The sequence below is a fragment of the Kitasatospora sp. NPDC058478 genome (genome assembly GCF_042720345.1).
Classification (GTDB): Bacteria; Actinomycetota; Actinomycetes; order Streptomycetales; family Streptomycetaceae; genus Kitasatospora.
In genome coordinates, this window is sequence record NZ_JBHXML010000007.1 from 92012 (window position 1) to 116046 (window position 24035).

Below are 24035 nucleotides of genomic sequence, written 5' to 3' on the forward strand. Positions count from 1 at the left end.
GTAGGTCAGACCATGTTCTCGGTCATCGGCTTGCCGCCGAGCACGTGGACGTGGGCGTGGAAGACCGTCTGGCCGGCGCCGGCGCCGGTGTTGAAGATCAGCCGGTAGTCCTCGACGCCCTCGTCCCTGGCCACCGCGCCCGCCTCGGCGAGGAGTTCACCGGCGATCTCCGGCTCGGCGGCGGCCAGCTCGGCGGCGTTCGGGTAGTGGACGTGCGGGATGACCAGGACGTGCAGCGGCGCCTTGGGGGCGATGTCGCGGAAGGCGAGGACGCGCTCGGTCTTGCGCACCACGGTCGCCGGGATCTCGCCCGCCACGATCTTGCAGAACAGGCAGTCGGGCTGCGGCTCGCCGGCCATCGGTTTCTCCTCGGTTCGTGTCTGGTCTGGGGCCGTACGGGCGCAGCCTAGCGGGAAGTCGGCCGGGCCGACCTCCCGTTCGGCTGCTCTCCCGCCCGACGGGGGCGACGGGGGCGTGCCCTACGCCCAGGGCATCGGCGGGGCCGTGCGGGGCGGGGCCGCGGCGAGCGCGGCGAGGGCGATCCGCACGCCCTCGGCCAGCTGCGGGTCCTCGCCGGCGGCCCACTGGTGCGGGGCCATCGGCACCTCGACGTCCGGGTCGACGCCGTGGTTCTCCACGCCCCAGCCGTAGTTCTCCAGCCAGTACGCGTATTTGGGCTGGGTGACGAGGGTGCCGTCGACCAGGTGGTAGCGGCTGTCGATGCCGATCACCCCGCCCCAGGTGCGGGTGCCGACCACCGGGCCGATGCCGAGCGTCTGGATGACGGCGTTGACGACGTCGCCGTCCGAGCCGGAGAACTCGTTGGCGAGCGCGACGACCGGCCCGCGCGGGGCGTCGAGGGGGTAGGGCACCGGGTGGTCGGTGTCCCGGATGGCGTTCCAGCCGACGATCCGGCGGGCGAGCTTCTCGATCACCAGCTGCGAGGTGTGGCCGCCGCGGTTCTCCCGGACGTCGACGATCACGCCGTCCCTGGCCAGCTCCACGGCCAGGTCGCGGTGGATCTGGGCCCAGCCGGCCGACTGCATGTCGGGGATGTGCAGGTAGCCGAGCCGGCCGCCGGACAGCTCGCGCACCGCGGCCCGCCGCCCGGCCACCCAGTCGTGGTAGCGCAGCGGCTCCTCGTCGGCGATCGGGACGACCACCGGGTGGCGCCGGTCGGTGCCGTCCTTGCCGGCCACGGTCAGCTCGACCGGCTGCCCGGCGGTGCCGGCCAGCAGCGGGGCCGGGCCGGTGACCGGGTCCACCGGGCGGCCGTTGACGGCGAGGACCGCGTCGCCCGGGCGGATCGCGGCGCCGGGCGCGGCCAGCGGCGAGCGGGCCCGGGGGTCGGAGGACTCGCCGGGCAGGATGCGGGCGATCCGCCACCGGTCGCCGTCCCTGGCGAGGTCCGCGCCGAGCAGGCCCTGGCGCCGGGCGGGCTCGGTGTACCGGCCGTACGGGACGACGTAGGCGTGCGAGGTGCCGAGTTCGCCGTGCACCTCCCAGAGCAGGTCGACCAGGTCGTCGTGCGAGCCGAGGCGTTCCACGAGCGGCCGGTAGCGGTCCAGCACGCCGGCCCAGTCGACGCCGCCGAGGTCGGGGCGCCAGAAGTTGTCGCGCATCAGGCGGCCGTTCTCGGCGTACATCTGCCGCCACTCGGCGGCCGGGTCGACGGTGACCCGCAGCCGGGTCAGGTCGACGCCCACCTCGTCGTCCTCGCCGCCCGCCTTGTGCTCGGCCGGGACGATCCGCAGCTCGCCCCCGTCCAGCACGGCCACCCGGGTGCCGTCCCCGCTGACCGCGAAGCCGTCCACGCCGTGCACCAGTTGCTCGACGCGGCGCTTCCTCAGGTCGAAGCGCTCCAGCACCGGCCGGGGCCGCTCGTCCTCGGGCGAGGCCGCCTCGTCGCCGAGTTCGCCGAGCAGCGGGGCGCGGGTCCACAGCACGCCGTCCTTGGCGGCCCTGAGCGCGTCGAACCGGCCGCCCTCGACCGGGAACGGGACGATCCGGTCCGCGATGCCGTCCAGGTCGACCCTGGTCACCGGCGCGGCGTCGCCGGCGGCCTCCTCGCCGTCCGCCTTCCTGCCGCGCGGCTCGTCCTCCTCCCCGCCGAGCGGGCGCCCGGCCCGCTGCGGCCCGAACGGGGACGGCGTGTCGGCGGCCAGCGTGATCAGGTACGGGCGGCAGCCGTTGGGGAACGACAGGTCGAAGACGTGCGAGTCGTAGACCGGGTCGAAGTTGCGCACCGACAGGAACGCCAGGTAGCGGCCGTCCGCGGTGAAGGCCGGCGAGGTGTCGATGAAGCGCTCCTGGGTGACCTCGCCGACCGTCCGGGTCGCCAGGTCGGCCAGCACGATCTGGCGCAGCGAGTACGGGCCCAGCCGGTGCACCGGCCGCGACCAGGCCAGCCAGGCCGAGTCCGGGCTGAAGGCCAGCCCGCCGACCTCGCCGTCGGCGCTGCGGTCCAGCTCGTGCACGGTGCCGTCGGCGAGCGCGACCAGCAGGACCCGGCCGTCGTGCACGCCGAGCGCGGCCTGCCTGCCGTCCGGGGACACCGCCAGGGAGTTGACCCGGCCGATCCGCCCGGCGGCCAGTCGGCGGCGCTCGGCGCCCTGGGCGTCGGGGGCGAACTCCAGGGCGTCCTCGCCCTCGGCGTCGGACACCCACAGCACGCCCTGGGTGCCGTCCTCGCCCGGCACCACCCGGGCCAGCCGCCCGCGCGCCCCCGGGGTCTCGTCCAGCACCCGGGCCGGGCCCTCGCGGTGGGTCAGCCAGTGCACGTCGCCGCGCACCACCACGGCGCCGGCCCGGCCGGTGCGGTCGGGGGCGGCGGACTCCAGCCAGTGCGCGGCGTGCACCGGGCGGGGGCGGCGGCCGCTGCGCGGGCCGGCCAGCCGGATGTCGAGGCGGCGGGGCGCGGCTCCCGCCAGGTCGTCCAGCAGCCAGACGTCGCCGGCCCGGTGGAACACCGCCCGGGTGCCGTCGGTGCCGGCGTTGCGGGCGTAGAAGCCGTCCGGGTCGGTGGTGTGGCGGCGCAGGTCGGAGCCGTCCGGGAGGCTGGAGTAGAGCTCGCCGACGCCCTCGTGGTCGGAGAGGAAGGCGATCCGCTCCCCCACCCACAGCGGCGAGTCGAGCTGGCCGTCCAACTCCTCGTGGACGCGGACGAATTCGTCCCGCCCGATCCACAACTTGCCCGCCCGGCCGCCCCGGTAGCGCTTCCACCAGGCCGGCTCGCGGTTGTTGACGGTGCCCAGCAGCACGCGGTCGCCGCCCGGCTCGAAGGCGAGCCCGCCGACCGGCCCGTACGGCAGCCGCACCGACTCGCCGCCGTCCAGCGGCACGGCGTGCGCCCAGCTGCGGCGCAGGGTCGCCTCACCGGCGGTGGTGAGGGCGATCGGGCGCCCGTCGGCCGTCCAGCCCCGCACCTCGGTCTGCTCGCTGCCCCAGTGGGTGAGCCGCCGGGACGGCCCGCCGTCCACCGGCACCACGTGCACCTCGGGCGCGCCGTCCCGGGTGGAGGTGAAGGCGATGTGCCGCCCGTCGGGGGCGAACCGGGGGTGCCGGACGGGCAGGTGATCGGCCGTCAGCCGCCAGGCCCGGCCACCGTCCAGCGGGGCCAGCCAGACGTCGTCCTCGGCGACGAAGGTGACCAGGTCACCGTGCAGATGGGGGTGGCGCAGGTAGGCGCCCGCAGAGGTGCTCAGGGGTTCCGTCACGCGGTCAGCGTAGGCACGCGCGCGCACGGCGCGGGCCGGTTCGGGCAGACTCCGACCGCACGGGCGGGCCGGCTACGACCAGCGGCCGGTGCGCCCCAGCAGCAGGGCGCCGGCGGCCACCCCGGCGGTGGAGGTGCGCAGCACCGAGGGGCCCAGCCGGTACGGCCCGGCGCCCGCCTCGGCGAACACGGCCAGCTCCTCCGGGGAGACCCCGCCCTCCGGGCCGACCACCAGCACCACGTCCCCGGCCGCGGGCAGCGCGGCCAGCGCCAGCGGCTCGGCGCCCTCCTCGTGCAGCACGGCGGCGAACGCGGCCTGGGCCAGCAGCGGCGCCAGCTGCCGGGTGGTCGCCGGCTCGCGCACCTCGGGGAAGCGCAGCCGGCGGGACTGCTTGCCGGCCTCCCGGGCGGTGGCCCGCCACTTGGCGAGCGCCTTGGCGCCCCGCTCGCCCTTCCACTGAGTGATGCAGCGCGAGGCGGCCCACGGGACGATCACGTCCACGCCGACCTCGGTCATGGTCTCCACCGCGAGCTCGCCGCGGTCGCCCTTGGGCAGCGCCTGGACGACGACGATCCGCGGCGCCGGCTCGGGCTCCCGGCGGACGGCGGCCACCGTGACGTCGATCGCGTCCTTGCCGAGCACCGCGGCGACCGTCCCGTCCACCCCGAGGCCCAGCCCGTCGGCGAGGGTCACCGCCTCGCCCGCCGCCAGCCGCTTCACCGCGGCCGCGTGCCGCCCCTCCGGCCCGTCGAGGCGCACCACGGAGCCGGGCGCGGCGGCGGCGATCCGCTCGGTCTCGACGACGAAGACGGGGGCGGTCATGCGGGGAACCTCCGGGGGGTGGGGCGGATCGGGAACGCGAAAGGGGCGCCGGGCAGAACCCGGCACCCCCGCGCGGACGGCCAGGGCCTGGCGGGCCCGGGCTAGGGCGTGTCTGACAATTCGCGGCGGATCAGCGCGCGGCGTTGGGCGCCCGGCTGGGCGTGCCGGCGAAGCGTCCTCGTACTGGGCCGTACTTGGACGTTTCGCCGGTGCGTCCAGGCGGGATGCCCGGCGTCGCGCGCCCGGCGGGAATTGCCAGACACGCCCTAGGGCCTAGCGGCCGTTGAACGCGTCCTTGAGGCGCGAGAACAGGCCCTGCTGGCCCGGCGCGAACTGGCCGGACGGCCGCTCCTCGCCGCGCAGCACCGCGAGCCGGCGCAGCAGCTCCTCCTGCTCGGGGTCGAGCTTGGTGGGCGTCTGCACCTCGACATGCACTATCAGGTCGCCTCGTCCGCCGCCGCGCAGGTGCGTGATGCCGCGGCCGTGCAGCGGGATCGACTGGCCGGACTGGGTGCCGGGCCGGATGTCGAGCTCCTCCAGCCCGTCCAGGGTCTGCAGCGGCACCTGGGTGCCGAGGGACGCGGCCGTCATCGGGATGGTGACGGTGCAGTGCAGATCGTCCCCGCGCCGCTGGAAGACGGTGTGGGTGGTCTCGGCGATCTCGACGTACAGGTCGCCGGCCGGGCCGCCGCCGGGGCCGACCTCGCCCTCGCCGGCCAGCTGGATCCGGGTGCCGTTGTCGACACCGGCCGGGATCTTGACGGTCAGGGTGCGCCGGGCGCGGACCCTGCCGTCGCCGGCGCACTCCGGGCACGGGGTCGGCACGACGGTGCCGAAGCCCTGGCACTGCGGGCAGGGCCGGGAGGTCATGACCTGGCCCAGGAACGACCGGGTGACCTGGGAGACCTCGCCCCTGCCGCGACACATGTCGCAGGTCTGCGCGGAGGTGCCGGGGGCCGCGCCCTCACCGCTGCACGTGGTGCAGGTGACGGCCGTGTCGACCTGGAGTTCCTTGGTGGTGCCGAAGGCGGCCTCCTCCAGGGTGATCTCCAGCCGGATCATGGCGTCCTGGCCGCGGCGGGTGCGCGAGCGCGGGCCGCGCTGGCCGGCCGCGGCGCCGAAGAAGGCGTCCATGATGTCGGAGAAGCCGAATCCGGCCGCCCCCGCGCCGAAGCCGCCCGCGCCCCCGCCGCCCGGCGAGAGCGGGTCACCGCCGAGGTCGTAGACCTGGCGCTTCTGCGGGTCGGAGAGCACCTCGTAAGCGGCGTTGATCTCCTTGAACCGCTCCTGCGTCTTCGGGTCCGGGTTGACGTCCGGGTGCAGTTCGCGTGCCAGGCGTCGGAAGGCCTTCTTGATCTCGTCCTGCCCCGCATCCCGTCGGACGCCGAGTACCGCGTAGTAGTCCGTGGCCACCAAATGCTCCGCTTGTTCCGCCTGTAGTAGTGCTGCGACTGGACACCGCCGTCAGAGGTTCCGACGGCGGCCTGTGCTACGACTCGGCCAGGATCTGGCCCACGTACCGCGCCACCGCACGCACCGCCCCCATTGTGCCCGGATAGTCCATCCGGGTCGGACCGATCACACCCAGTTTGGCCACGCTCTCGTCGCCCGAACCGTAACCGACCGACACCACCGAGGTGGAATTCAGCCCCTCGTAGGCGATCTCCCGCCCGATCCGGACCGTCATCGCGGCGTCCGCCGTCTCACCCAGGAGGCGGAGCAGGACGACCTGCTCCTCCAGGGCTTCCAGCACCGGCTGGATGGTCAGGGGGAAGTCGTGCCCGAAGCGGGTCAGGTTGGCCGTGCCGGCCAGCATGATCCGCTCCTCGTTCTGCTCGGCGAGCGCTTCGAACAGCGTCGCCAGGACCGTGCTGACGGTCGGGCGGTCCGGCGGCTCGAAACCCGCCGGGAGCTCCTCCAGGAACCCCGGCACGTCCGGCAGCCGCTGGCCGACGGCCCGCGCGTTGATCCGGGCCCGCAGGTCCGCCAGGACCGTCTCGCCGACCGGGCCCGGGCAGTCGACCATCCGCTGCTCGACCCGGCCGGTGTTGGTGATCAGGACCAGCATCACCTTGGTCGGGGCCAGCGCCACCAGCTCGATGTGCCGGACGGTGGACCGCGACAGCGAGGGGTACTGCACCACCGCGACCTGCCGGGTGAGCTGGGCGAGCAGCCGCACCGTCCGCATGACCACGTCGTCCAGGTCGACGGCGCCGTCCAGGAAGTGCCGGATCGCCCGGCGCTCGGGGGCGCTCATCGGCTTGACCTCGGCGAGCTTGTCGACGAACAGGCGGTACCCCTTGTCGGTGGGGATGCGCCCGGCACTGGTGTGCGGCTGGTGGATGTAGCCCTCCTCCTCCAGCGCCGCCATGTCGTTGCGCACGGTCGCCGGGGAGACTCCGAGGTTGTGCCGCTCCACCAGGGCCTTGGAGCCGACCGGCTCCTCGGTGCCCACGTAGTCCTGGACGATCGCGCGGAGCACGGCGAGCTTGCGGTCGTCCAGCTGGCGAACCTCACCGGCCATGGGGCACACACCTCCGTCTTCGCACGTTGTCCGTTCGTGTCACGCATGCTGCTGCCCGCTCCGGGAGGATCCCGGCTCCGGCACCCGCTTTGGCACTCTGAACCTGCGAGTGCCAAAACCGTACCTGCCAGTGTAAGGCCCGGGCCCAACGGCAGGAACGGCCCGGCCGGAGTGATCCTGCCCGCAGTTCCCGGCGCGGGGGTGGTGCCGCAGGGCCGTCCGGGTGGCAGCATCGAAGACGACGGCGAATGGAGGAGCAAGCAATGTCGAGCTCGGGCCAGCACACCCGTTTCGCGCCCGACCGCGGCCTGACCGGCCGCATGGTCGTGACGATGTTCGTGATCGGGCTGCTGTACGTCGGTTTCACCGGTCTGCTGATCGTGCTGCTGCGCGGCGCCTGGCCACTGATCGTCCTGATCTCCGGCGGGCTGTTCGTGGCCCAGTTCTGGTTCAGCGACAAGATCACCGAACGGGCGATGGGCGCCCACCAGGTGACCCCTGAGCAGTACCCGCAACTGCACGGCACCATCGACCGGCTCTGCGCGCTGGCCGACATGCCCAAACCCCGGGTGGCGGTCGCCGACAACGACATGCCGAACGCCTTCGCCACCGGCCGCAACCCGCAGAACGCCGTGGTGTGCGTCACCACCGGCCTGCTGCGCCGGCTGGAGCCCGAGGAACTGGAGGGCGTCCTCGCCCACGAGCTGTCCCACGTCGCCCACCGGGACGTCGCGGTGATGACCATCGCCGGCTTCCTCGGCGTCCTCGCCGGGGCCATGACCCGGATCGCCATGTACGGCGGGTTCATGGGCGGCAACCGCAACAACAACGACCAGAACGCGGCCATCGTCGCCCTGATCATCCCGCTGGTGTCGATGGTCGTCTACGCCATCAGCTTCCTGCTCACCCGGCTCCTGTCCCGCTACCGGGAACTCGCCGCCGACCGCGCCGCCGCCCAGCTCACCGGCCGGCCCAGCGCCCTCGCCTCCGCGCTCACCAAGGTCACCGGCCAGATCGCCGCCATCCCCAGCAAGGACCTGCGCCAGGCGCAGCCCTACAACGCCTTCTACTTCGCCCCCGCGCTGAGCGCCCGGGAGACCGCCTCGCAGCTGTTCTCCACCCACCCGACGCTGGAGAAGCGGCTCGCGGAGCTGGCGAAGATCTCCGAGCAGCTCGGCCGCTGAGGCCCCGGCCCCCTGCGGCCCTCCCGCCCCCCTCCTGGCTCCTCCCGACTCCCTCCCCCGAAAGGACCGCCGTGGGAATCCTGGACACCCTGTTCGGGCGCACCAAGCCCGTCAAGCCCGACCTCGACCAGCTGTTCGGCGTCCCGTCCGCCGCCCTCACCCTGGAGGCCGCGGCCGGGTTCACCCCCACCGGGCTCGGCTCGGTCTGCTTCGCCGCCGTCGAGGGCGCGGCCTTCGGCCAGGTCGAACAACAGGTGCGGGCGCTGCTCGACGCCGACACCGAGCGCGGCGGCGTCCCGGTCGAGGCCTCCAAGGACGGCTACGGCTACTCCTGGCTGCTCGCCCGGCACACCCCCGAGGAACTGCCGGACCTGGTCAACGACCTGCACGCGGTCAACAGCGAGCTGGAGGCGAACGGCTTCGGGCCGCAGCTGCTCTGCTCGCTGGTCGGCTTCCGCAACCCGGACGGGCAGTCGCTGGCCCTGGTCTACCTCTACAAGCGCGGCACCTTCTACCCCTTCGCCCCGATGCCCGGCGGCGGGGAGCGGCGCAACAGCCCGCTGGAGCTCCAGGTCAACGCGACGCTCGGGAACGACCTGCGGCTGGAGAAGGACCTCAGCCGCTGGTTCCCGGTCTGGGGCGCGCCGGGCCTCTGACGGTCCGTCCGTATAGTCGCTTTCATGCACAGCCGCCAGTACGGACCCGACCTGACCCCGCCGTGGAAGAAGCAGCAGCCCGCCCCGGAGGTGACCGCCGAACGGGACCTGGTGGTGGAGGAGGCCGCCACCGGCTTCTGCGGTGCGGTGGTGCGCTGCGAGAAGACCGCCGAGGGCTTCACCGTCACCCTGGAGGACCGCTTCGGCAAGCTCCGGGTGTTCCCGCTGGTGCCGCGCGGCTTCCTGCTGGAGGGCCGGACGGTCACCCTGGTGCGCCCGGCCGGCCCCGCCCCCTCCCGCACGCCGGCCCGCACCGCCTCCGGCTCGGTCGCCGTCCCCGGTGCCCGGGCCCGGGTCGCCCGCGAGTCGCGGATCTACGTCGAGGGCCGGCACGACGCCGAACTGGTCGAGCGGGTCTGGGGCGACGACCTGCGGATCGAGGGCGTGGTCGTCGAGTACCTGGAGGGCGTGGACGACCTGCCCGCGATCGTCGCCGACTTCGCCCCCTGCCCGGGCCGGCGCCTCGGCGTCCTGGTCGACCACCTGCTCCCCGGCACCAAGGAGCACCGCATCGCCGCCCAGGTCACCGGCGACGCCGTCCTGGTCGTCGGCCACCCGTACATCGACATCTGGCAGGCCGTGAAGCCCGCCTCCGTCGGCATCCCCGGCTGGCCCGCCGTCCCGCGCGGCGAGGAGTGGAAGGAGGGCGTCTGCCGCCGCCTCGGCTGGCCGGTGAACACCCCCGCCGCCTGGAAGCGGATCCTCTCCACAGTGGACAGCTACAAGGACCTGGAGCCGGAACTGCTGGGCAAGGTCGAAGAATTGATCGACTTCGTGACGATTCCGGAGTGACTGTCAGAGCGTTCCGAACTCACCTGTGTCCAGCGTCACGCCCAGGACGTCGACCCGGATGGGGTCGCCGAACTTGAAGGGCTGCCCGACCGCGTAGTCCGGGACGCCCGACGCGGTAGCGGTGTCGGGTTCGGTGAGCAGCAGACACTCGCCCTTGAAGGGGTCGACGATCAGATAGGCCTTGATCGTCCCGCCCGCGTACATCTCCCGCTTGACGTGGTAGTCGCGATAGACGCTGGTCTTCGACACCACCTCGACGACCATGGTCACCGCAGGCGCCGGGACCAACCGTCCGGGGGCTTCCACCGCGCCCCGCTCGATCACCACCAGATCGGGCTGCGGCTCGCTGGCCTCGTGCGCGAAGGCCAGGTCCTGGGTCTGCAACCGATGCCAGAGAGCCCGCGGGACCTGATCCACGATGCACTCGACGATGAGGTTGTGGACCAGGTCCGGCCCGGCCATCATCACGATTTCCCCCCTGATGAGCTCGGCCTTGACGCCTTCCGGCACCTCCAGGTTCTCGAAGATCCCGGTCATCCGATCATCGATGGCGGTCATCGCACGCTCCCTCCGACGGCTGACACCCACGCTAACGAATGTCAGTCCACCAGGTCACGTACGACCGCGTCGGCGAGCAGGCGGCCCTGGAGGGTGAGGACGGCGCGGCCCCCGGCGTACGGCTCGGCGGCGAGGAGGCCGTCGGCGAGGTGGCGGGCGGCGGCGTGGCGGCCGGTGTCGGTGAGGAGGGTGAGCGGGATGCCCTCGGCGAGGCGCAGTTCCAGCAGGATGCGCTCGACCCGGCGGTCCTCCTCGGCGAGCACCTCGCGGCCCAGGGCGGGGGTGCGGCCCTCGGCGAGGGCCTGGGCGTAGGCGGCGGGGTGCTTGGCGTTCCACCAGCGGACGCCGCCGACGTGGCTGTGCGCGCCCGGGCCGGCGCCCCACCAGTCGGCGCCGGTCCAGTACAGCTCGTTGTGGCGGCAGCGGCCCTCGGGGGTGGTGGCCCAGTTGGAGACCTCGTACCAGGTGTAGCCGGCGGCGCTGAGCGCCTGTTCGGCGATGAGGTAGCGGTCGGCGTGCACGTCGTCGTCGATCATCGGCAGTTCGCCGCGCTTGACCCGGGCGGCGAGCTTGGTGCCGTCCTCGACGATCAGGGAGTACGCGGAGACGTGGTCGGGCCCGGCGCCGATGGCGGCGTCCAGGGAGGCGCGCCAGTCGTCGTCGGACTCGCCGGGGGTGCCGTAGATGAGGTCCAGGTTGACGTGGTCGAAGCCGGCGGCGCGGGCCTCGGCGACGCAGGCCTCGGGGCGGCCGGGGGTGTGGTGGCGGTCGAGCAGCTTCAGGACGTGCGGGCGGGCGCTCTGCATGCCGAAGGAGACCCGGTTGTAGCCGCCCTCGCGCAGTTCGGCCAGGTAGGCCGGGTCGACGGACTCCGGGTTGGCCTCGGTGGTGACCTCGGCGCCGTCGGCGAGCCCGAACTCCTCGCGCAGCGCGGCGAGCATCTTCACCAGGTCGCGGGCGGGCAGCAGGGTGGGGGTGCCGCCGCCGAGGAAGACGGTCTGCACCGGCAGGTCGACCGGGCCGAGGACCTGGCGGGCCAGCCTGATCTCGGCGACCACGTTGTCCGCGTAGGTCTCCTGGGAGGCGACCGCCCCGGAGGAGCGCAGCTCGGTGGCGGTGTAGGTGTTGAAGTCGCAGTAGCCGCAGCGGCTGGCGCAGTAGGGCACGTGCAGGTAGAAGCCGAACGGCCGCTGCCCGAGACCGGTGCGGGCGGATGCGGGCAGGGAACCGTCGGACGGCACCGGTTCGCCGTCGGGGAGTGCGGAGGGCATGACCCCATTGTCCCGTACGGCTCACCCGAACCGGTGAGCCGCACGGGGGCGGGGCCGATCAGGCCTCGTTGGCGCCTGCGTACATCGCGGTGACGGCGTCCGCGTAGGTCCGCTCGACCACCGGGCGCTTGATCTTCAGGCTCGGGGTGAGCTCGCCGTGCTCGATGTCGAGATCGCGCGGCAGCAGGTGGAACTTCTTGATCGTCTGCCAGCGCTGGAGGTCGGCGTTGAGCCGCTTGACGAAGCCCTCGATCAGCTGGTGCACCTGCGGGTCGGCCGTCACCTCGGCGTAGGACTTGCCCTTCAGCCCGTGCTCGGCGGCCCACGGCATGATGACCGCCTCGTCCAGGCCGATCAGCGCGGTGCAGAAGTTGCGGCCGTTGCCGATCACGAGGATGTTGCTGACGAACGGGCAGACCGCCTTGAACCTGCCCTCGACCTCGCTGGGCGCGACGTACTTGCCGCCGGAGGTCTTGAACAGGTCCTTCTTGCGGTCGGTTATCCGCAGGAAGCCGTCGGGGCCGAGCTCGCCGATGTCCTCGGTGTGGAACCAGCCGTCGGCCTCCAGCACCTCGGCGGTCTTCTCGGGCAGGTCGTGGTAGCCGCGCATGACGCCGGGGCCGCGCAGCAGGATCTCGCCGTCCTCGGCGATCCGGACCTCGGTGCCGGGCAGCGGGCGGCCCACGGTGCCGATCCGGATGTCCTCCTCACGGTTGACGCAGGAGCCGGCGCTGGTCTCGCTGAGGCCGTAGCCCTCCAGGATCGGCACGCCGGCGCCGAGGAAGAAGTAGCCGATCTCGGGCGCGAGCGCGGCGCTGCCGGAGACGGCGCCGCGCAGCCGGCCGCCGAAGGCCGCGCGGATCTTGGCGTAGACCAGCTTGTCGGCCAGGCCGTGCTGGAGCCTGAGGCCCAGCGGGGCGGTGCCGGCACCGGTGGCGATCCGGCTCTCCTGGACGGCGCGGGCGTGCTCGCGGGCGACCTTGGCGGCCCACCGGAAGATCTTGTACTTGGCGCCGCCCTCGGCCCGGGCCCGGCCGGCGATGCCGTTGTAGACCTTCTCGAAGATGCGCGGCGCAGAGGCCATCACGGTCGGCCGGATGACCGGCAGGTTGTGGATGATCCGGTCGACCCGGCCGTCCACGGCCATCACGTGGCCGGTGGCGATCTGGCCGGAGATCAGCGTCTTGCCGAACACGTGCGACAGCGGCAGCCACATGAACTGGACGTCGTCGGAGCGCAGCAGCCCGCTGGCCTCCTGGGCCCGGGCCTCGTACGCCCAGCAGTCGTGCACCAGGCGCACGCCCTTGGGGCGGCCGGTGGTGCCGGAGGTGTAGATGAGGGTGGCCAGCTGCTCCTTGTCGAGCGCGGCGACGGTCTTCTCGACCGCGTCCGGGTGCTGCTCCAGGTACTCGGCGCCGCGCTGCTCCAGCTCGGCGAGGGTGAGCACGGTGAGGGCGTTCAGACCCTCGGCCTCGGGGGTACTGGCCTCTGGGGCGCCCGCCTCGGCGGCGTCACTCCCGGGGGCGTCAGTCCCGGGGGCGTCAGTCCCGGGGGCGTCAGTCCCGGGGGCGTCGGCCTCGGCGGCGTCGAAGAGGATGACGGTCCGCAGCTCGGGCAGCTGTCCGAGCTGGTCGACGGCCTTGGCGAGTTGGGCGGAGTTCTCCGCGAACAGCGCCCTGGAACCGGAGTTGGAGAGGATGAACGCGGTCTCGTCGGCGTTGGTGCTGGGATAGACGGTCGTGGTGGCGGCACCCGCGCACATGTTCCCGAGGTCGGCGATGATCCATTCGAGCCGGGTGGAGGAGGCGAGCGCCACCCGGTCCTCCGGCCGGATGCCGAGCGCCATCAGCCCGGCGGCCACCGCCTTGACCCGGGCCGCGGTCTGCGCCCAGGTCAGCGAGCGCCACTGCTCGGCGCCGGGGGCGCTGTCCGCGGCGTGCTCGTCGACCGGGGCCGGGTAGCGGTAGGCCTCGGCGTTCGGGGTGGCGGCGACCCGCTCCAGGAAGAGGTGGGCGACGGAGGCGGGACGCCCGGCGACCAAGTCGGCACTGCCGGAGTCGATCAGGGACTGCGCGGAACTCAACGAGGACCTCCGGGGGCGGGTGGCCGTCTGAGGGATGGTTTCGGCGCCCGTGGGGGGCGGTCGCCGGGCCCCCGGTCAACCCTGGCGATACCGGCGAGTAACAAGGGGGCAATCAGCAGCCTAGGGGGAAACCGGTCATTCCGTAAGAGGGCGGGGCCCGGCCGGCACACCGCCGCGCCACCGGTGCCCGACGACGACTCCGCCCCGCGCCCCGGTGAACCCCTGCAACCGGGCCCGCCGTACGGTTCGGCAAAGGACTGGGCAAACCTGCGATCCACAACTCGTGAATCTCCTGTACGAGTCCACCAAAGAACGAGAATCGGGATGCGAATCCACCCGTCGACGACAAGAGTGTGCCAGTGCTGATCAGACTTCTCAGGGCGTACCTGCGCCCGTACTCCCGACCGATCGCGCTGCTCGTGGGGCTCCAACTGGTGTCCACCCTGGCGGCGCTCTACCTGCCGACGCTCAACGCCGACATCATCGACGACGGCGTGGTCAAGGGCGACACCGGCTACATCCTGCAAGTGGGCGGGGTGATGATCGGCATCACCCTGGTCCAGGCGCTCTGCTCGATCGGCGCCGTCTACTACGGATCCCGCACCGCCATGGCCTTCGGCCGGGACGTCCGCGCCGCCGTCTTCGACCGGGTGCAGAGCTTCTCCGCCCGCGAGGTCGGCCAGTTCGGCGCCCCCTCGCTGATCACCCGCACCACCAACGACGTCCAACAGGTCCAGATGCTGGCCCTGATGAGCTTCACGCTCATGGTGGCCGCCCCGATCATGTGCGTCGGCGGCATCATCATGGCCCTCAACCAGGACGTGCCGCTGTCCGGCCTGCTGCTCGCGGTCATCCCGCTGCTCGGCGCCGTCGTCCTCCTCCTGGTCCGCTCACTGCGCCCCAAGTTCCGCAGCATGCAGACCCGGATCGACACCGTGAACCGGGTCCTGCGCGAGCAGATCACCGGCATCCGGGTCATCCGCGCCTTCGTCAAGGACGACCACGAGCAGGCCCGCTTCGCCAAGGCCAACGGGGACCTCACCGACACCGCCCTCCAGGTCGGCCGGCTGATGTCGTTCATGTTCCCGGCCGTGATGCTGGTCGTGAACGTCTCCAGCGTCGCCGTGCTCTGGTTCGGCGCCCACCGGATCGACAACGGCGGCATGCAGATCGGCGCGCTCACCGCCTTCCTCTCCTACCTGATGCAGATCCTGATGAGCGTCATGATGGCCACCTTCATGTTCATGATGGTGCCGCGCGCCGAGGTCTGCGCCGAGCGCATCGAGGAGGTCCTCGGCACCTCCTCCAGCGTCGTCCCGCCCGCCGCGCCGATCACCGAGGTGCTGCGCCGCGGCAACCTGGAACTGCGCGACGTCGACTTCCGCTACCCCGGCGCCGAGGCCTCGGTGCTGCGCGGCATCGCCATCACCGCCCGCCCCGGCGAGACCACCGCCGTCATCGGATCCACCGGCAGCGGCAAGTCCACCCTGCTCGGACTCGTACCCCGACTGTTCGACGCCACCTCCGGCCAGGTCCTGCTCGACGGCGTCGACGTGCGCGAACTCGCCCCCGAGACGATCGCCGAGAGCGTCGGCCTCGTCCCGCAGAAGCCCTACCTGTTCTCCGGCACCGTCGCCAGCAACCTCCGCTACGGCCGGCCCGACGCCACCGACGAGGAACTCTGGCACGCCCTGGAGATCGCCCAGGCCAAGGACTTCGTCGAGGAACTGGCCGAAGGCCTGGACGCCCCGATCGCCCAGGGCGGCGGCAACGTCTCCGGCGGCCAGCGCCAACGCCTGGCCATCGCCCGGGCCCTGGTCCGCCAGCCCGACGTCTACCTGTTCGACGACTCCTTCTCCGCGCTCGACTACGCCACCGACGCCAGGCTGCGCAAGGCCCTCGCCCGCGAGACCTCCGACGCCACCGTGCTGATCGTCGCCCAGCGCGTCTCCACCATCCGCGACGCCGACCGGATCATCGTCCTCGACGAAGGCGCGGTCGTCGGCACCGGCACCCACCACGAACTGATGGCCGACAACCCGACGTACCGGGAGATCGTGCTCTCCCAGCTCACCGAGCAGGAGGCGGCGTGACCACCCCCGGCAAGCCCGACGCGGACACCAGGACCGCGGACACCGCGACAGCGGACCCCGAGGCCGCGGACACCAGAACCGCGGACCCCGAGACCACGGACACCACACAGCCCGACCCGGACACCAAGGCCGCGGACCCCGCCGACGAACTGCCCAGCGACTCGCAGGCCGCCGCCGCCCGCCGCGGCCCCGCCGGACCGGGCCGCTTCATGGGCGGCCAGGGCACCGAGAAGTCCATGGACTTCAAGGGCTCCGGCAAGCGGCTGCTCGCCCTGCTGCGCCCCGAACGCAACCTGATCTCCGGCGTGCTGGCCCTCGGCGTGCTCAGCATCGGCTGCGCCGTCACCGGCCCCAAGGTCCTCGGCAACGCCACCGACCTGATCTTCGCCGGCGTCGTCGGCGCCCGCTTCGAACCCGGCACCTCCAAGGCGCAGATCGTCGAGGGGCTGCGCGCCCACGGCGAGGGCGGCGTCGCCGGCCTGCTCTCCTCGGTGGACTTCACCCCCGGCCAGGGCATGGACTTCGGGGCCATCGGCACCGTCCTGCTCTGGGTGCTGGTCATCTACCTCGCCTCCGCCCTGTTCGGCATCGTCCAGGGCCGGCTGGCCACCACGGCGATCCAGCGGGCCGGCTACCGGCTGCGCCAGGACGTCGAGGCCAAAATCGCCCGACTGCCGCTCAGCTACTTCGACAAGCAGCCGCGCGGCGAGGTGCTCAGCCGGGTCACCAACGACATCGACAACATCAGCCAGTCCATGCAGCAGACCATGGGACAGGTCGTCAACTCGCTGCTCACCGTGGTCGGCGTACTGGCCATGATGTTCTGGATCTCCCCGCTGCTGGCGACGATCGCCCTGGTCTCGGTGCCGCTGTCGGTGGCCGTCGCCGCCAAGGTCGGCAAGCGGGCGCAGCCCCAGTTCGTCCAGCAGTGGAAGTCCACCGGCCAACTCAACGCGCACATCGAGGAGATGTACACCGGCCACACCCTGGTCAAGGTGTTCGGCCGCCAGCGCGAGTCCGCCGAGACCTTCCGCGAGCACAACGAGGCGCTGTACACCTCCAGCTTCCGGGCGCAGTTCATCTCCGGGATCATCCAGCCCGCGATGATGCTGATCGGCAACCTGCAGTACGTGCTGGTCGCGGTCGTCGGCGGCCTGCGGGTGGCCAGCGGCGCGCTGTCCATCGGCGACGTACAGGCGTTCATCCAGTACTCGCGGCAGTTCAGCCAGCCACTCACCCAGGTCGCCAGCATGGCCAACCTGGTGCAGTCCGGGGTCGCCTCCGCCGAGCGCGTCTTCGAGCTGCTGGACGCCCCCGAGCAGACCCCCGAACCGGCCGTGTCCGAGCGGCCCGACACCATCCACGGCCGGGTCGCCTTCCAGGACGTGTCCTTCCGCTACGACCCCGAGAAGCCGCTCATCGAGGACCTCTCGCTCAAGGTCGAACCCGGCCAGACCGTCGCCATCGTCGGCCCCACCGGCGCCGGCAAGACCACCCTGGTCAACCTCCTGATGCGGTTCTACGAGGTCAGCTCCGGACGCATCACCCTCGACGGGGTCGACGTCTCCGCGATGTCCCGCGAGGACCTGCGCTCCGGCATCGGCATGGTGCTCCAGGACACCTGGCTGTTCGGCGGCACCATCGCCGACAACATCGCCTACGGCGCCCAGGGAGCCACCCGCGAGCAGGTCGTCGAGGCCGCCAAGGCCGCCCACGTCGACCGCTTCGTGCGCACCCTGCCGGACGGCTACGACACCGTCATCGACGACGACGGCGCCGGGGTCAGCGCGGGCGAGAAGCAGCTGATCACCATCGCCCGGGCGTTCCTCGCCCAGCCGTCGATCCTCGTCCTGGACGAGGCGACCAGCTCCGTCGACACCCGCACCGAGGTGCTGATCCAGCGGGCCATGGCCCGGCTGCGCACCGGCCGCACCAGCTTCGTGATCGCGCACCGGCTCTCCACCATCCGGGACGCCGACGTGATCCTGGTGATGGAGAACGGCTCGATCGTCGAACAGGGCTCGCACGACGAGCTGATCGCCGCGCACGGCGCCTACGCGCGGCTGTACCAGGCGCAGTTCGCGGAGGCCGTGGCCGAGGTGGACTGACCGCCGCACACCGCCGGCGCCGAGCCGGGGCGGGCCCGAACCGCCCCGGCTCCTCGTCCGCGGCGCGCTGCGGCGGGGGAAGCTGCGGCGGGGGAAGCTGCGGCGGTCCGCTCCGGCGGGGAAACTGCGGCGGGGGAAGCTGCGGCGGTCCGCTCCGGCGGGGAAACTGCGGCGGCCCGCTCCGGCGGAGAGAACGAGGAGGGGCCCGGGCGGTTGTCCGCCCGGGCCCCTCTCACGCGCCTGTGGTTACTTCTTTTCCTTCGGCGCCTCGGCGTCGGTGGACAGCGCGGCGATGAAGGCCTCCTGCGGGACCTCCACGCGGCCGACCATCTTCATCCGCTTCTTGCCTTCCTTCTGCTTCTCCAGCAGCTTGCGCTTGCGCGAGATGTCACCGCCGTAGCACTTGGCGAGGACGTCCTTGCGGATCGCGCGGACCGTCTCACGGGCGATCACCCGGGAGCCGATGGCCGCCTGGATCGGCACCTCGAACTGCTGGCGCGGGATCAGCTTCTGCAGCTTGCCCGCCATCATCACGCCGTAGCCGTAGGCCTTGTCCTTGTGCACGATCGCGGAGAAGGCGTCCACCGCGTCGCCGTGCAGCAGGATGTCGACCTTCACCAGCTGGGCGGACTGCTCGCCGATGGGCTCGTAGTCGAGCGAGGCGTAGCCGCGGGTCTTGGACTTCAGCTGGTCGAAGAAGTCGAAGACGATCTCGGCGAGCGGCAGGGTGTAGCGCAGCTCGACCCGGTCCTCGGACAGGTAGTCCATGCCTTGCAGGTTGCCGCGGCGGGACTGGCAGAGCTCCATGATCGCGCCGACGAACTCGTTGGGCGCCAGGATGGTGCCGCGCACGACCGGCTCGTACACCTCGGCAAGCTTGCCGGTCGGGAACTCGCTCGGGTTGGTGACGATGTGCTCGGTGCCGTCCTCCATGACCACCCGGTAGACCACGTTCGGGGCGGTGGAGATCAGGTCGAGGTTGAACTCGCGCTCCAGGCGCTCCCGGATGATCTCCAGGTGCAGCAGGCCGAGGAAGCCGCAGCGGTAGCCGAAGCCGAGCGCGACCGACGTCTCCGGCTCGTACACCAGCGCGGCGTCGTTCAGCCGCAGCTTGTCCAAGGCGTCGCGCAGCAGCGGGTAGTCCGAGCCGTCCAGCGGGTACAGGCCGGAGAACACCATCGGGCGCGGCTCCTTGTAGCCGCCCAGCGCCTCGGTCGCACCCTTGTGCATCGAGGTGATGGTGTCACCCACCTTGGACTGCCGGACGTCCTTCACGCCGGTGATGATGTAGCCCACCTCGCCGACGCCCAGGCCGTCGGCGACCTTCGGCTCGGGCGAGATGACGCCGATCTCCAGCAGCTCGTGGGTGGCGCCGGTGGACATCATCGCGATCCGCTCGCGCTTGGTGAGCTGCCCGTCCACGACACGCACGTAGGTGACCACGCCGCGGTAGGAGTCGTACACCGAGTCGAAGATCATCGCGCGGGCCGGGGCGTCCTTGACGCCGACCGGGGCCGGGATGGTGTTGACGATGTGGTCCAGCAGGTCCTCGACGCCGAGGCCGGTCTTGGCGCTGACCTGCAGCACGTCCGAGGGGTCGCAGCCGATGATGTGCGCGATCTCCGCCGCGTACTTCTCCGGCTGGGCGGCCGGCAGGTCGATCTTGTTCAGCACCGGGACGATCGTGAGGTCGTTCTCCAGCGCCAGGTACAGGTTGGCGAGGGTCTGCGCCTCGATGCCCTGGGCCGCGTCGACCACCAGGATGGTGCCCTCGCAGGCCGCGAGGGAGCGGGACACCTCGTACGTGAAGTCCACGTGGCCGGGGGTGTCGATCATGTTGAGGATGTGCGTCGTCCCGGCATTCGGACCGGTCTTCGGCGCCCACGGGAGGCGGACCGCCTGCGACTTGATGGTGATGCCGCGCTCGCGCTCGATGTCCATGCGGTCGAGGTACTGGGCGCGCATCTGCCGCGGGTCGACGACGCCGGTGATCTGCAGCATCCGGTCTGCGAGCGTCGACTTGCCGTGGTCGATGTGGGCGATGATGCAGAAGTTGCGGATCAGCGCCGGGTCGGTACGGCTGGGCTCTGGCACATTGCTGGGGGTCGCGGGCACCTTGGTCCGATTCTCCGTTGGTCCGGGGCCGGGGGTGTCCTGGTCATCGCTGACCGGTTTTCCCGGGGACCGGACAGTCTCGTCCGATCGAAATAGTTCCTCCCATCTTCCCACGACCACGGCGCGGACCGCCGTTCGGTCCGCCCGGACCTTCTCCGGGCCCGCGCCAGGCGGCAGGATGACACCCCGTGATCCTCGAAAGCGCCCTGCTCGACGTCCTGCCCGGCCAGGAGGACGAGTTCCTCGCCGCCTTCGCCGAGGCCCGGCCCCTGCTCGACGTCCTGCCCGGCCAGGAGGACGAGTTCCTCGCCGCCTTCGCCGAGGCCCGGCCCCTGATCGCCGTCCAACAGGGCTTCCGCTCCCTGCACCTGCGGCGCTGCCTCGACGAAGGACGCGGCTCGCGATTCCTCCTCCAGGTGGAATGGGAGACGCTCGCGGACCACACCGAGGGCTTCCGCCGCTCAGCCGAGTACCAGCAGTGGCGGGAACTGCTGCACCGCTTCTACCGGCCGTTCCCGGAGGTCGAGCACTACGGGGAGCCGGTGCTCAGCGCGTAGCCGACCCACTACTGCGCAGGCGACCCGCCGTGGGGCCGGGCTCCCGGTTTGGGGCGGGTGGCGGGCCCCTGGTAGCGTGGGCTGCTGCACCTGGCCCCGGCATGCCCTCTCAGCTGCCCGGCGGCCGCGCGGTGCAGCCCGTTCAATCCTTTTAGACAAGACTGAGGCTCCTTCGTGGCGAACATCAAGTCCCAGATCAAGCGCAACAAGACCAACGAGAAGGCGCGCCTGCGCAACAAGGCCGTCAAGTCCTCGCTGAAGACCGCCCTGCGCAAGGCCCGTGAGGCCGCTGCCGCCGGCGAGACCGAGAAGGCCACCGTGCTGGCCCGCGCCGCCTCCAAGGCGCTGGACAAGGCCGTGAGCAAGGGCGTCATCCACGCCAACCAGGCCGCCAACAAGAAGTCGGCCATCACCAAGCGCGTCAACACGGCCGCCCAGGCCTGACGCCCCGGGGGCCTCGGCCCCCACCGCCTCGGGACGGACCCGGCCCTCTACCCGGACCCCTGAGGCGCGTGAGACTCGCACCGCACGCGGCCTGCGTTCGCCACGCGGGTGCGGTGTACGAAGTAGTACGACAGGCGCCGTAGTCGGCCTCTCTCCAGAGGCCCACTGCGGCGCCTGTCGCGTTCCGCGGCCCGACCGCTGTCGTCGGTCACGCGTGTCCGGGGCTCGGGGGTTCCGGGGTTCTGGGGTTCCGGGGCTCCGGCGGCGCCGCGGGCCGGCGCCTGGGGGACCGTCCGCTCGATGGGCACGTAGGCGGTGGCACGTAGGCGGTGGCAGGTGGGTCGGCAGGTAGCCGGGTAGCCGGGTCCGGCTCGTCCCGGGTCCGGTCCGGTAGCCGCGCCGCCGTCAGTACGCCGGGCGGGACCCGGCCCGGGCCGCCCGGGCGACGGCCACCACCGCGCGCTCCAGCGCGAAGGCCGGATCGTCCGAGCCGCCCTTGACGGCGGCGTCGGCCTGGGCGATCGCGGTCAGCGCGGTGGCCACCCCGTCGCCCGTCCAGCCGCGCATCTGCTGGCGCACCCGATCGACCTTCCACGGCGGCATGCCCAACTCGCGGGCCAGGTCCGCCGGACGCATGTTCCGCCCGGTGGTCGCCAGCCGCCCGATGCTGCGCACGCCGGAGGCCAGTGCGTAGGTGATGCCGGTCGGCGGCTGGCCCACCGCCAGCGCCCAGCGCAGCCGCTCCAGCGCCTCCGCGGCCCGGCCGGTGACCGCCAGATCGGCCACCTCGAAGCCCGTCGCCTCGGCCCGGCCGCTGTAGTAGCGGGCCACCACCGTCTCGTCGATCGCGCCCTCGACGTCCGAGGTCAGCTGGCTGCACGCGGCCGCCAGCTCGCGCAGGTCGCTGCCGAGCGAGTCCAGCAGGGCCTGGCAGGCCTCCGGTGTGGCCGAGCGGCCCAGCGTACGGAACTCGCCCCGGACGAAGGCCAGCCGCTCGCTCGCCTTGGTCAGCTTCGCGCACGCCACCTCGCGACCGCCCGCCTTGCGCCCGGCGTCCAGCAGGCCCTTGCCCTTGGCCCCGCCCGCGTGCGCCAGCACCATGATCACTTCTTCGGCCGGCGCCTCGATATACGCCTTGACCTCCTTCACCGAGTCGGCGGAGAGGTCCTGCGCGGCCCGCACCACGATCACCTTGCGCTCGGCGAACAGCGACGGCGTGGTCAGCTCGGCCAGGCTGCCCGGCTGCAGGCTGCCGGGCGGCAGATCCCGCACGTCGGTGTCCGGGTCCGCCGCCTTCGCCGCCGCCACCACCTGGGCGACCGCGCGGTCCAGCAGCAGCTCCTCCTGGCCGACCGCGAGGGTCAGCGGGGCGAGCAGGTCGTCGGGTGCACTCTTCCTGGCCATCGCCTACCAGCATCCCACGGGGCGCGGACACTCCCGCCCGGGGCGACCCCCGCCCCCGGTCCCGCCCGGTCCCGCCTCTCCGGCCCGACCTGCCCGACCCGGCCCGCCCGACCCGACCTGCCCGACCGCGCCGATCACCCGACCTGGAGAATGGTCCGGTGACCGAGAACCACACCACCGACCTGCCGGACGTCAACGACCCGCACGCCCGGCAACTGCTCGTCCTGCCCGACCGCGACGCCGCCGAGGACGCCTCCGAGGAGCTCAGCGCCGCCCACCCCGACCTCGGCGAGCTCGACCTCGTCCGGGACGCCCTGGCCGGCGAGGACGACGCCGAGGACGCCCAGTGGCTGGTCGTCGTCGAGCCCCCGGAGGACGGCTGGACCCCGGCCCTGCTGCGCGCCCTCGACGCCATCGCCGTCGAGCACGAGGGCTGGCGCGAGGAAGGCTGACCCGGCCGGCCGGGCCCGGCCCGGAGTCTTCGAGAGGGACGGGCGAGGGGGGACGGGCCCCGGACGCGGCGCTGCGCCCGTTCCGGGCCGAGGAGCACGAGGCCACCGGGTCCGGCCACCGCGGCGTCAACCCTCGATGAGCCACACCCCTGTCGAGTGATTCACCGTCACTTCCGCGCCTCCTCACCCCAAGTGCGTGCCATTCTGCGAACGTTGCTTCGGCCACGAATCTTCGCGCATCCGAGCCGGCTGCCCGCAGGGGCCCAGCGACTCGGTCCACGCCACCCAAGGAGTGCAGATGTCGGTATCCCGCGCCCTCTCCCGGACCCGGTCCCGCGTTCTGGCCGTGCTGAGCGCCGCCGCAGTCGCGAGCGGGCTGGCGGTCGCCGTTCCGGCGACGCCCGCCTCCGCCGACGGGTTCGTGGTCAGCGAGGCCCAGTTCAACCAGATGTTCCCGAACCGGAACTCCTTCTACACGTACGACGGCCTGGTCAATGCGCTGAGCGCCTACCCCGGGTTCGCCACCACCGGCGACGACGCGACGCGCAAGCGGGAGGCGGCCGCCTTCCTCGCCAACGTCAGCCACGAGACCGGCGGCCTGCGGTACGTCGTCGAGCAGAACACCGCCAACTACAGCCACTACTGCGACGCCTCGCAGTCCTACGGCTGTCCGGCCGGCCAGAGCGCCTACTACGGGCGCGGCCCGCTCCAGATCAGCTGGAACTTCAACTACAAGGCGGCGGGCGACGCCCTGCACATCGACCTGCTGGACGACCCGTACCAGGTGGAACGGGACTCCGCCGTCTCCTGGAAGACCGGCCTCTGGTTCTGGGACACCCAGAGCGGCGCCGGGACGATGACCGCGCACGACGCCATCGTCAACGGCAGGGGCTTCGGCGAGACCATCCGCAGCATCAACGGCGCCCTCGAATGCGACGGCAAGAACCCGGACGAGCGCAACGACCGCATCAACCTCTTCCAGAACTTCGTCGGCATCCTCGGCACCGACGTCGGCGGCGGCAACATCTCCTGCTGACCCGACCGGCCCTGCCGACAGCTCGCGCTTGATGGTCGAGTGCGACGCGCCATCGCAGGTGCCCGTACTTCGGCGCGCTCCGGGCGGGGGGCGGGGCCGCCCCCCCAAGGTATAACGGGCCCCCCCCCCCCCCCCCCCCCCCACCCCCCGCCCCCCCCCC

General features: G+C 72.4%; 19 protein-coding genes. 9 read left to right on the top strand and 10 right to left on the bottom strand.

Annotation, left to right across the window (positions count from 1 at the left end; translation table 11 throughout):
* Positions 1 to 5: 5 nt before the first annotated feature.
* From ACFWPT_RS05855 to hrcA, 5 genes are all read right to left on the bottom strand, one after another.
* Positions 6 to 359 (bottom strand): histidine triad nucleotide-binding protein, encoded by a 354-nt coding sequence (locus ACFWPT_RS05855; RefSeq protein WP_380379884.1) that lies wholly within the window; start codon positions 357 to 359, stop codon positions 6 to 8.
* Between the two features lie 120 nt (positions 360 to 479).
* A complete protein-coding gene (locus ACFWPT_RS05860) occupies positions 480 to 3716 on the bottom strand; it encodes a PDZ domain-containing protein (protein ID WP_380379887.1) in 3237 nt (1078 codons plus the stop codon).
* A gap of 72 nt (positions 3717 to 3788) precedes the next feature.
* Positions 3789 to 4538, bottom strand: a complete 750-nt coding sequence (locus tag ACFWPT_RS05865) for a 16S rRNA (uracil(1498)-N(3))-methyltransferase (RefSeq protein ID WP_380379890.1) — start codon at positions 4536 to 4538, stop codon at positions 3789 to 3791.
* A gap of 273 nt (positions 4539 to 4811) precedes the next feature.
* On the bottom strand, positions 4812 to 5951 hold the full coding sequence (gene dnaJ / locus ACFWPT_RS05870; RefSeq protein ID WP_063347522.1) for a molecular chaperone DnaJ: 1140 nt from the start codon (positions 5949 to 5951) through the stop codon (positions 4812 to 4814).
* A gap of 76 nt (positions 5952 to 6027) precedes the next feature.
* The gene (hrcA, locus tag ACFWPT_RS05875; protein ID WP_063347523.1) at positions 6028 to 7062 is read right to left on the bottom strand and encodes a heat-inducible transcriptional repressor HrcA; all 1035 of its coding nucleotides are present in this window, start codon (positions 7060 to 7062) and stop codon (positions 6028 to 6030) included.
* Between the two features lie 263 nt (positions 7063 to 7325).
* On the opposite strand from hrcA, the gene htpX reads away from it, so the two are divergent.
* The 3 genes from htpX to ACFWPT_RS05890 all read left to right on the top strand — a co-directional run bounded on the left by htpX (position 7326) and on the right by ACFWPT_RS05890 (position 9754).
* Positions 7326 to 8246, top strand: a complete 921-nt coding sequence (gene htpX, locus ACFWPT_RS05880; RefSeq protein ID WP_063347524.1) for a zinc metalloprotease HtpX — start codon at positions 7326 to 7328, stop codon at positions 8244 to 8246.
* A 71-nt stretch (positions 8247 to 8317) separates the two neighbouring features.
* Positions 8318 to 8902: a hypothetical protein gene (locus ACFWPT_RS05885; protein WP_363369929.1), complete on the top strand. Its 585-nt coding sequence runs from the start codon at positions 8318 to 8320 to the stop codon at positions 8900 to 8902.
* Between the two features lie 24 nt (positions 8903 to 8926).
* Positions 8927 to 9754 (top strand): DUF3097 domain-containing protein, encoded by an 828-nt coding sequence (locus ACFWPT_RS05890; RefSeq protein ID WP_380479822.1) that lies wholly within the window; start codon positions 8927 to 8929, stop codon positions 9752 to 9754.
* A 3-nt stretch (positions 9755 to 9757) separates the two neighbouring features.
* Here ACFWPT_RS05890 and ACFWPT_RS05895 read toward each other — a convergent pair whose 3' ends face one another.
* From ACFWPT_RS05895 to ACFWPT_RS05905, 3 genes are read right to left on the bottom strand one after another with little or no spacing between them, the layout of a single operon-like run.
* Complete coding sequence (locus tag ACFWPT_RS05895; protein WP_380378507.1) at positions 9758 to 10312, bottom strand: Uma2 family endonuclease; 555 nt, start codon at positions 10310 to 10312, stop codon at positions 9758 to 9760.
* Between the two features lie 41 nt (positions 10313 to 10353).
* Positions 10354 to 11583, bottom strand: a complete 1230-nt coding sequence (gene hemW, locus ACFWPT_RS05900; protein WP_380378505.1) for a radical SAM family heme chaperone HemW — start codon at positions 11581 to 11583, stop codon at positions 10354 to 10356.
* Positions 11584 to 11641: 58 nt separating this feature from the next.
* Positions 11642 to 13666 carry an AMP-dependent synthetase/ligase gene (locus ACFWPT_RS05905; protein WP_380479824.1) on the bottom strand — a complete coding sequence of 675 codons (2025 nt, stop codon included), beginning with the start codon at positions 13664 to 13666 and terminating at the stop codon, positions 11642 to 11644.
* A 359-nt stretch (positions 13667 to 14025) separates the two neighbouring features.
* On the opposite strand from ACFWPT_RS05905, the gene ACFWPT_RS05910 reads away from it, so the two are divergent.
* A complete protein-coding gene (locus ACFWPT_RS05910; RefSeq protein WP_063347530.1) occupies positions 14026 to 15759 on the top strand; it encodes an ABC transporter ATP-binding protein in 1734 nt (577 codons plus the stop codon).
* A gap of 209 nt (positions 15760 to 15968) precedes the next feature.
* Complete coding sequence (locus ACFWPT_RS05915) at positions 15969 to 17867, top strand: ABC transporter ATP-binding protein (protein WP_063351094.1); 1899 nt, start codon at positions 15969 to 15971, stop codon at positions 17865 to 17867.
* A gap of 246 nt (positions 17868 to 18113) precedes the next feature.
* On the opposite strand, the gene lepA is transcribed toward ACFWPT_RS05915, so the two are convergent.
* Positions 18114 to 19982, bottom strand: a complete 1869-nt coding sequence (lepA, locus tag ACFWPT_RS05920) for a translation elongation factor 4 (RefSeq protein ID WP_079135577.1) — start codon at positions 19980 to 19982, stop codon at positions 18114 to 18116.
* A 188-nt stretch (positions 19983 to 20170) separates the two neighbouring features.
* Here lepA and ACFWPT_RS05925 point away from each other — a divergent pair, with 188 nt between their 5' ends.
* On the top strand, positions 20171 to 20539 hold the full coding sequence (locus ACFWPT_RS05925; protein WP_380479826.1) for an antibiotic biosynthesis monooxygenase family protein: 369 nt from the start codon (positions 20171 to 20173) through the stop codon (positions 20537 to 20539).
* Positions 20540 to 20713: 174 nt separating this feature from the next.
* Positions 20714 to 20983, top strand: a complete 270-nt coding sequence (gene rpsT / locus ACFWPT_RS05930) for a 30S ribosomal protein S20 (RefSeq protein WP_063347533.1) — start codon at positions 20714 to 20716, stop codon at positions 20981 to 20983.
* Between the two features lie 405 nt (positions 20984 to 21388).
* Here rpsT and holA read toward each other — a convergent pair whose 3' ends face one another.
* Positions 21389 to 22387, bottom strand: coding sequence for a DNA polymerase III subunit delta (holA, locus tag ACFWPT_RS05935; protein WP_380336861.1), 999 nt, complete (start codon positions 22385 to 22387; stop codon positions 21389 to 21391).
* A gap of 158 nt (positions 22388 to 22545) precedes the next feature.
* On the opposite strand from holA, the gene ACFWPT_RS05940 reads away from it, so the two are divergent.
* Positions 22546 to 22839 (top strand): hypothetical protein, encoded by a 294-nt coding sequence (locus tag ACFWPT_RS05940; protein ID WP_350878232.1) that lies wholly within the window; start codon positions 22546 to 22548, stop codon positions 22837 to 22839.
* 298 nt (positions 22840 to 23137) lie between these two features.
* Positions 23138 to 23875 carry a chitinase gene (locus tag ACFWPT_RS05945; protein WP_380378498.1) on the top strand — a complete coding sequence of 246 codons (738 nt, stop codon included), beginning with the start codon at positions 23138 to 23140 and terminating at the stop codon, positions 23873 to 23875.
* Positions 23876 to 24035 lie beyond the last annotated feature (160 nt).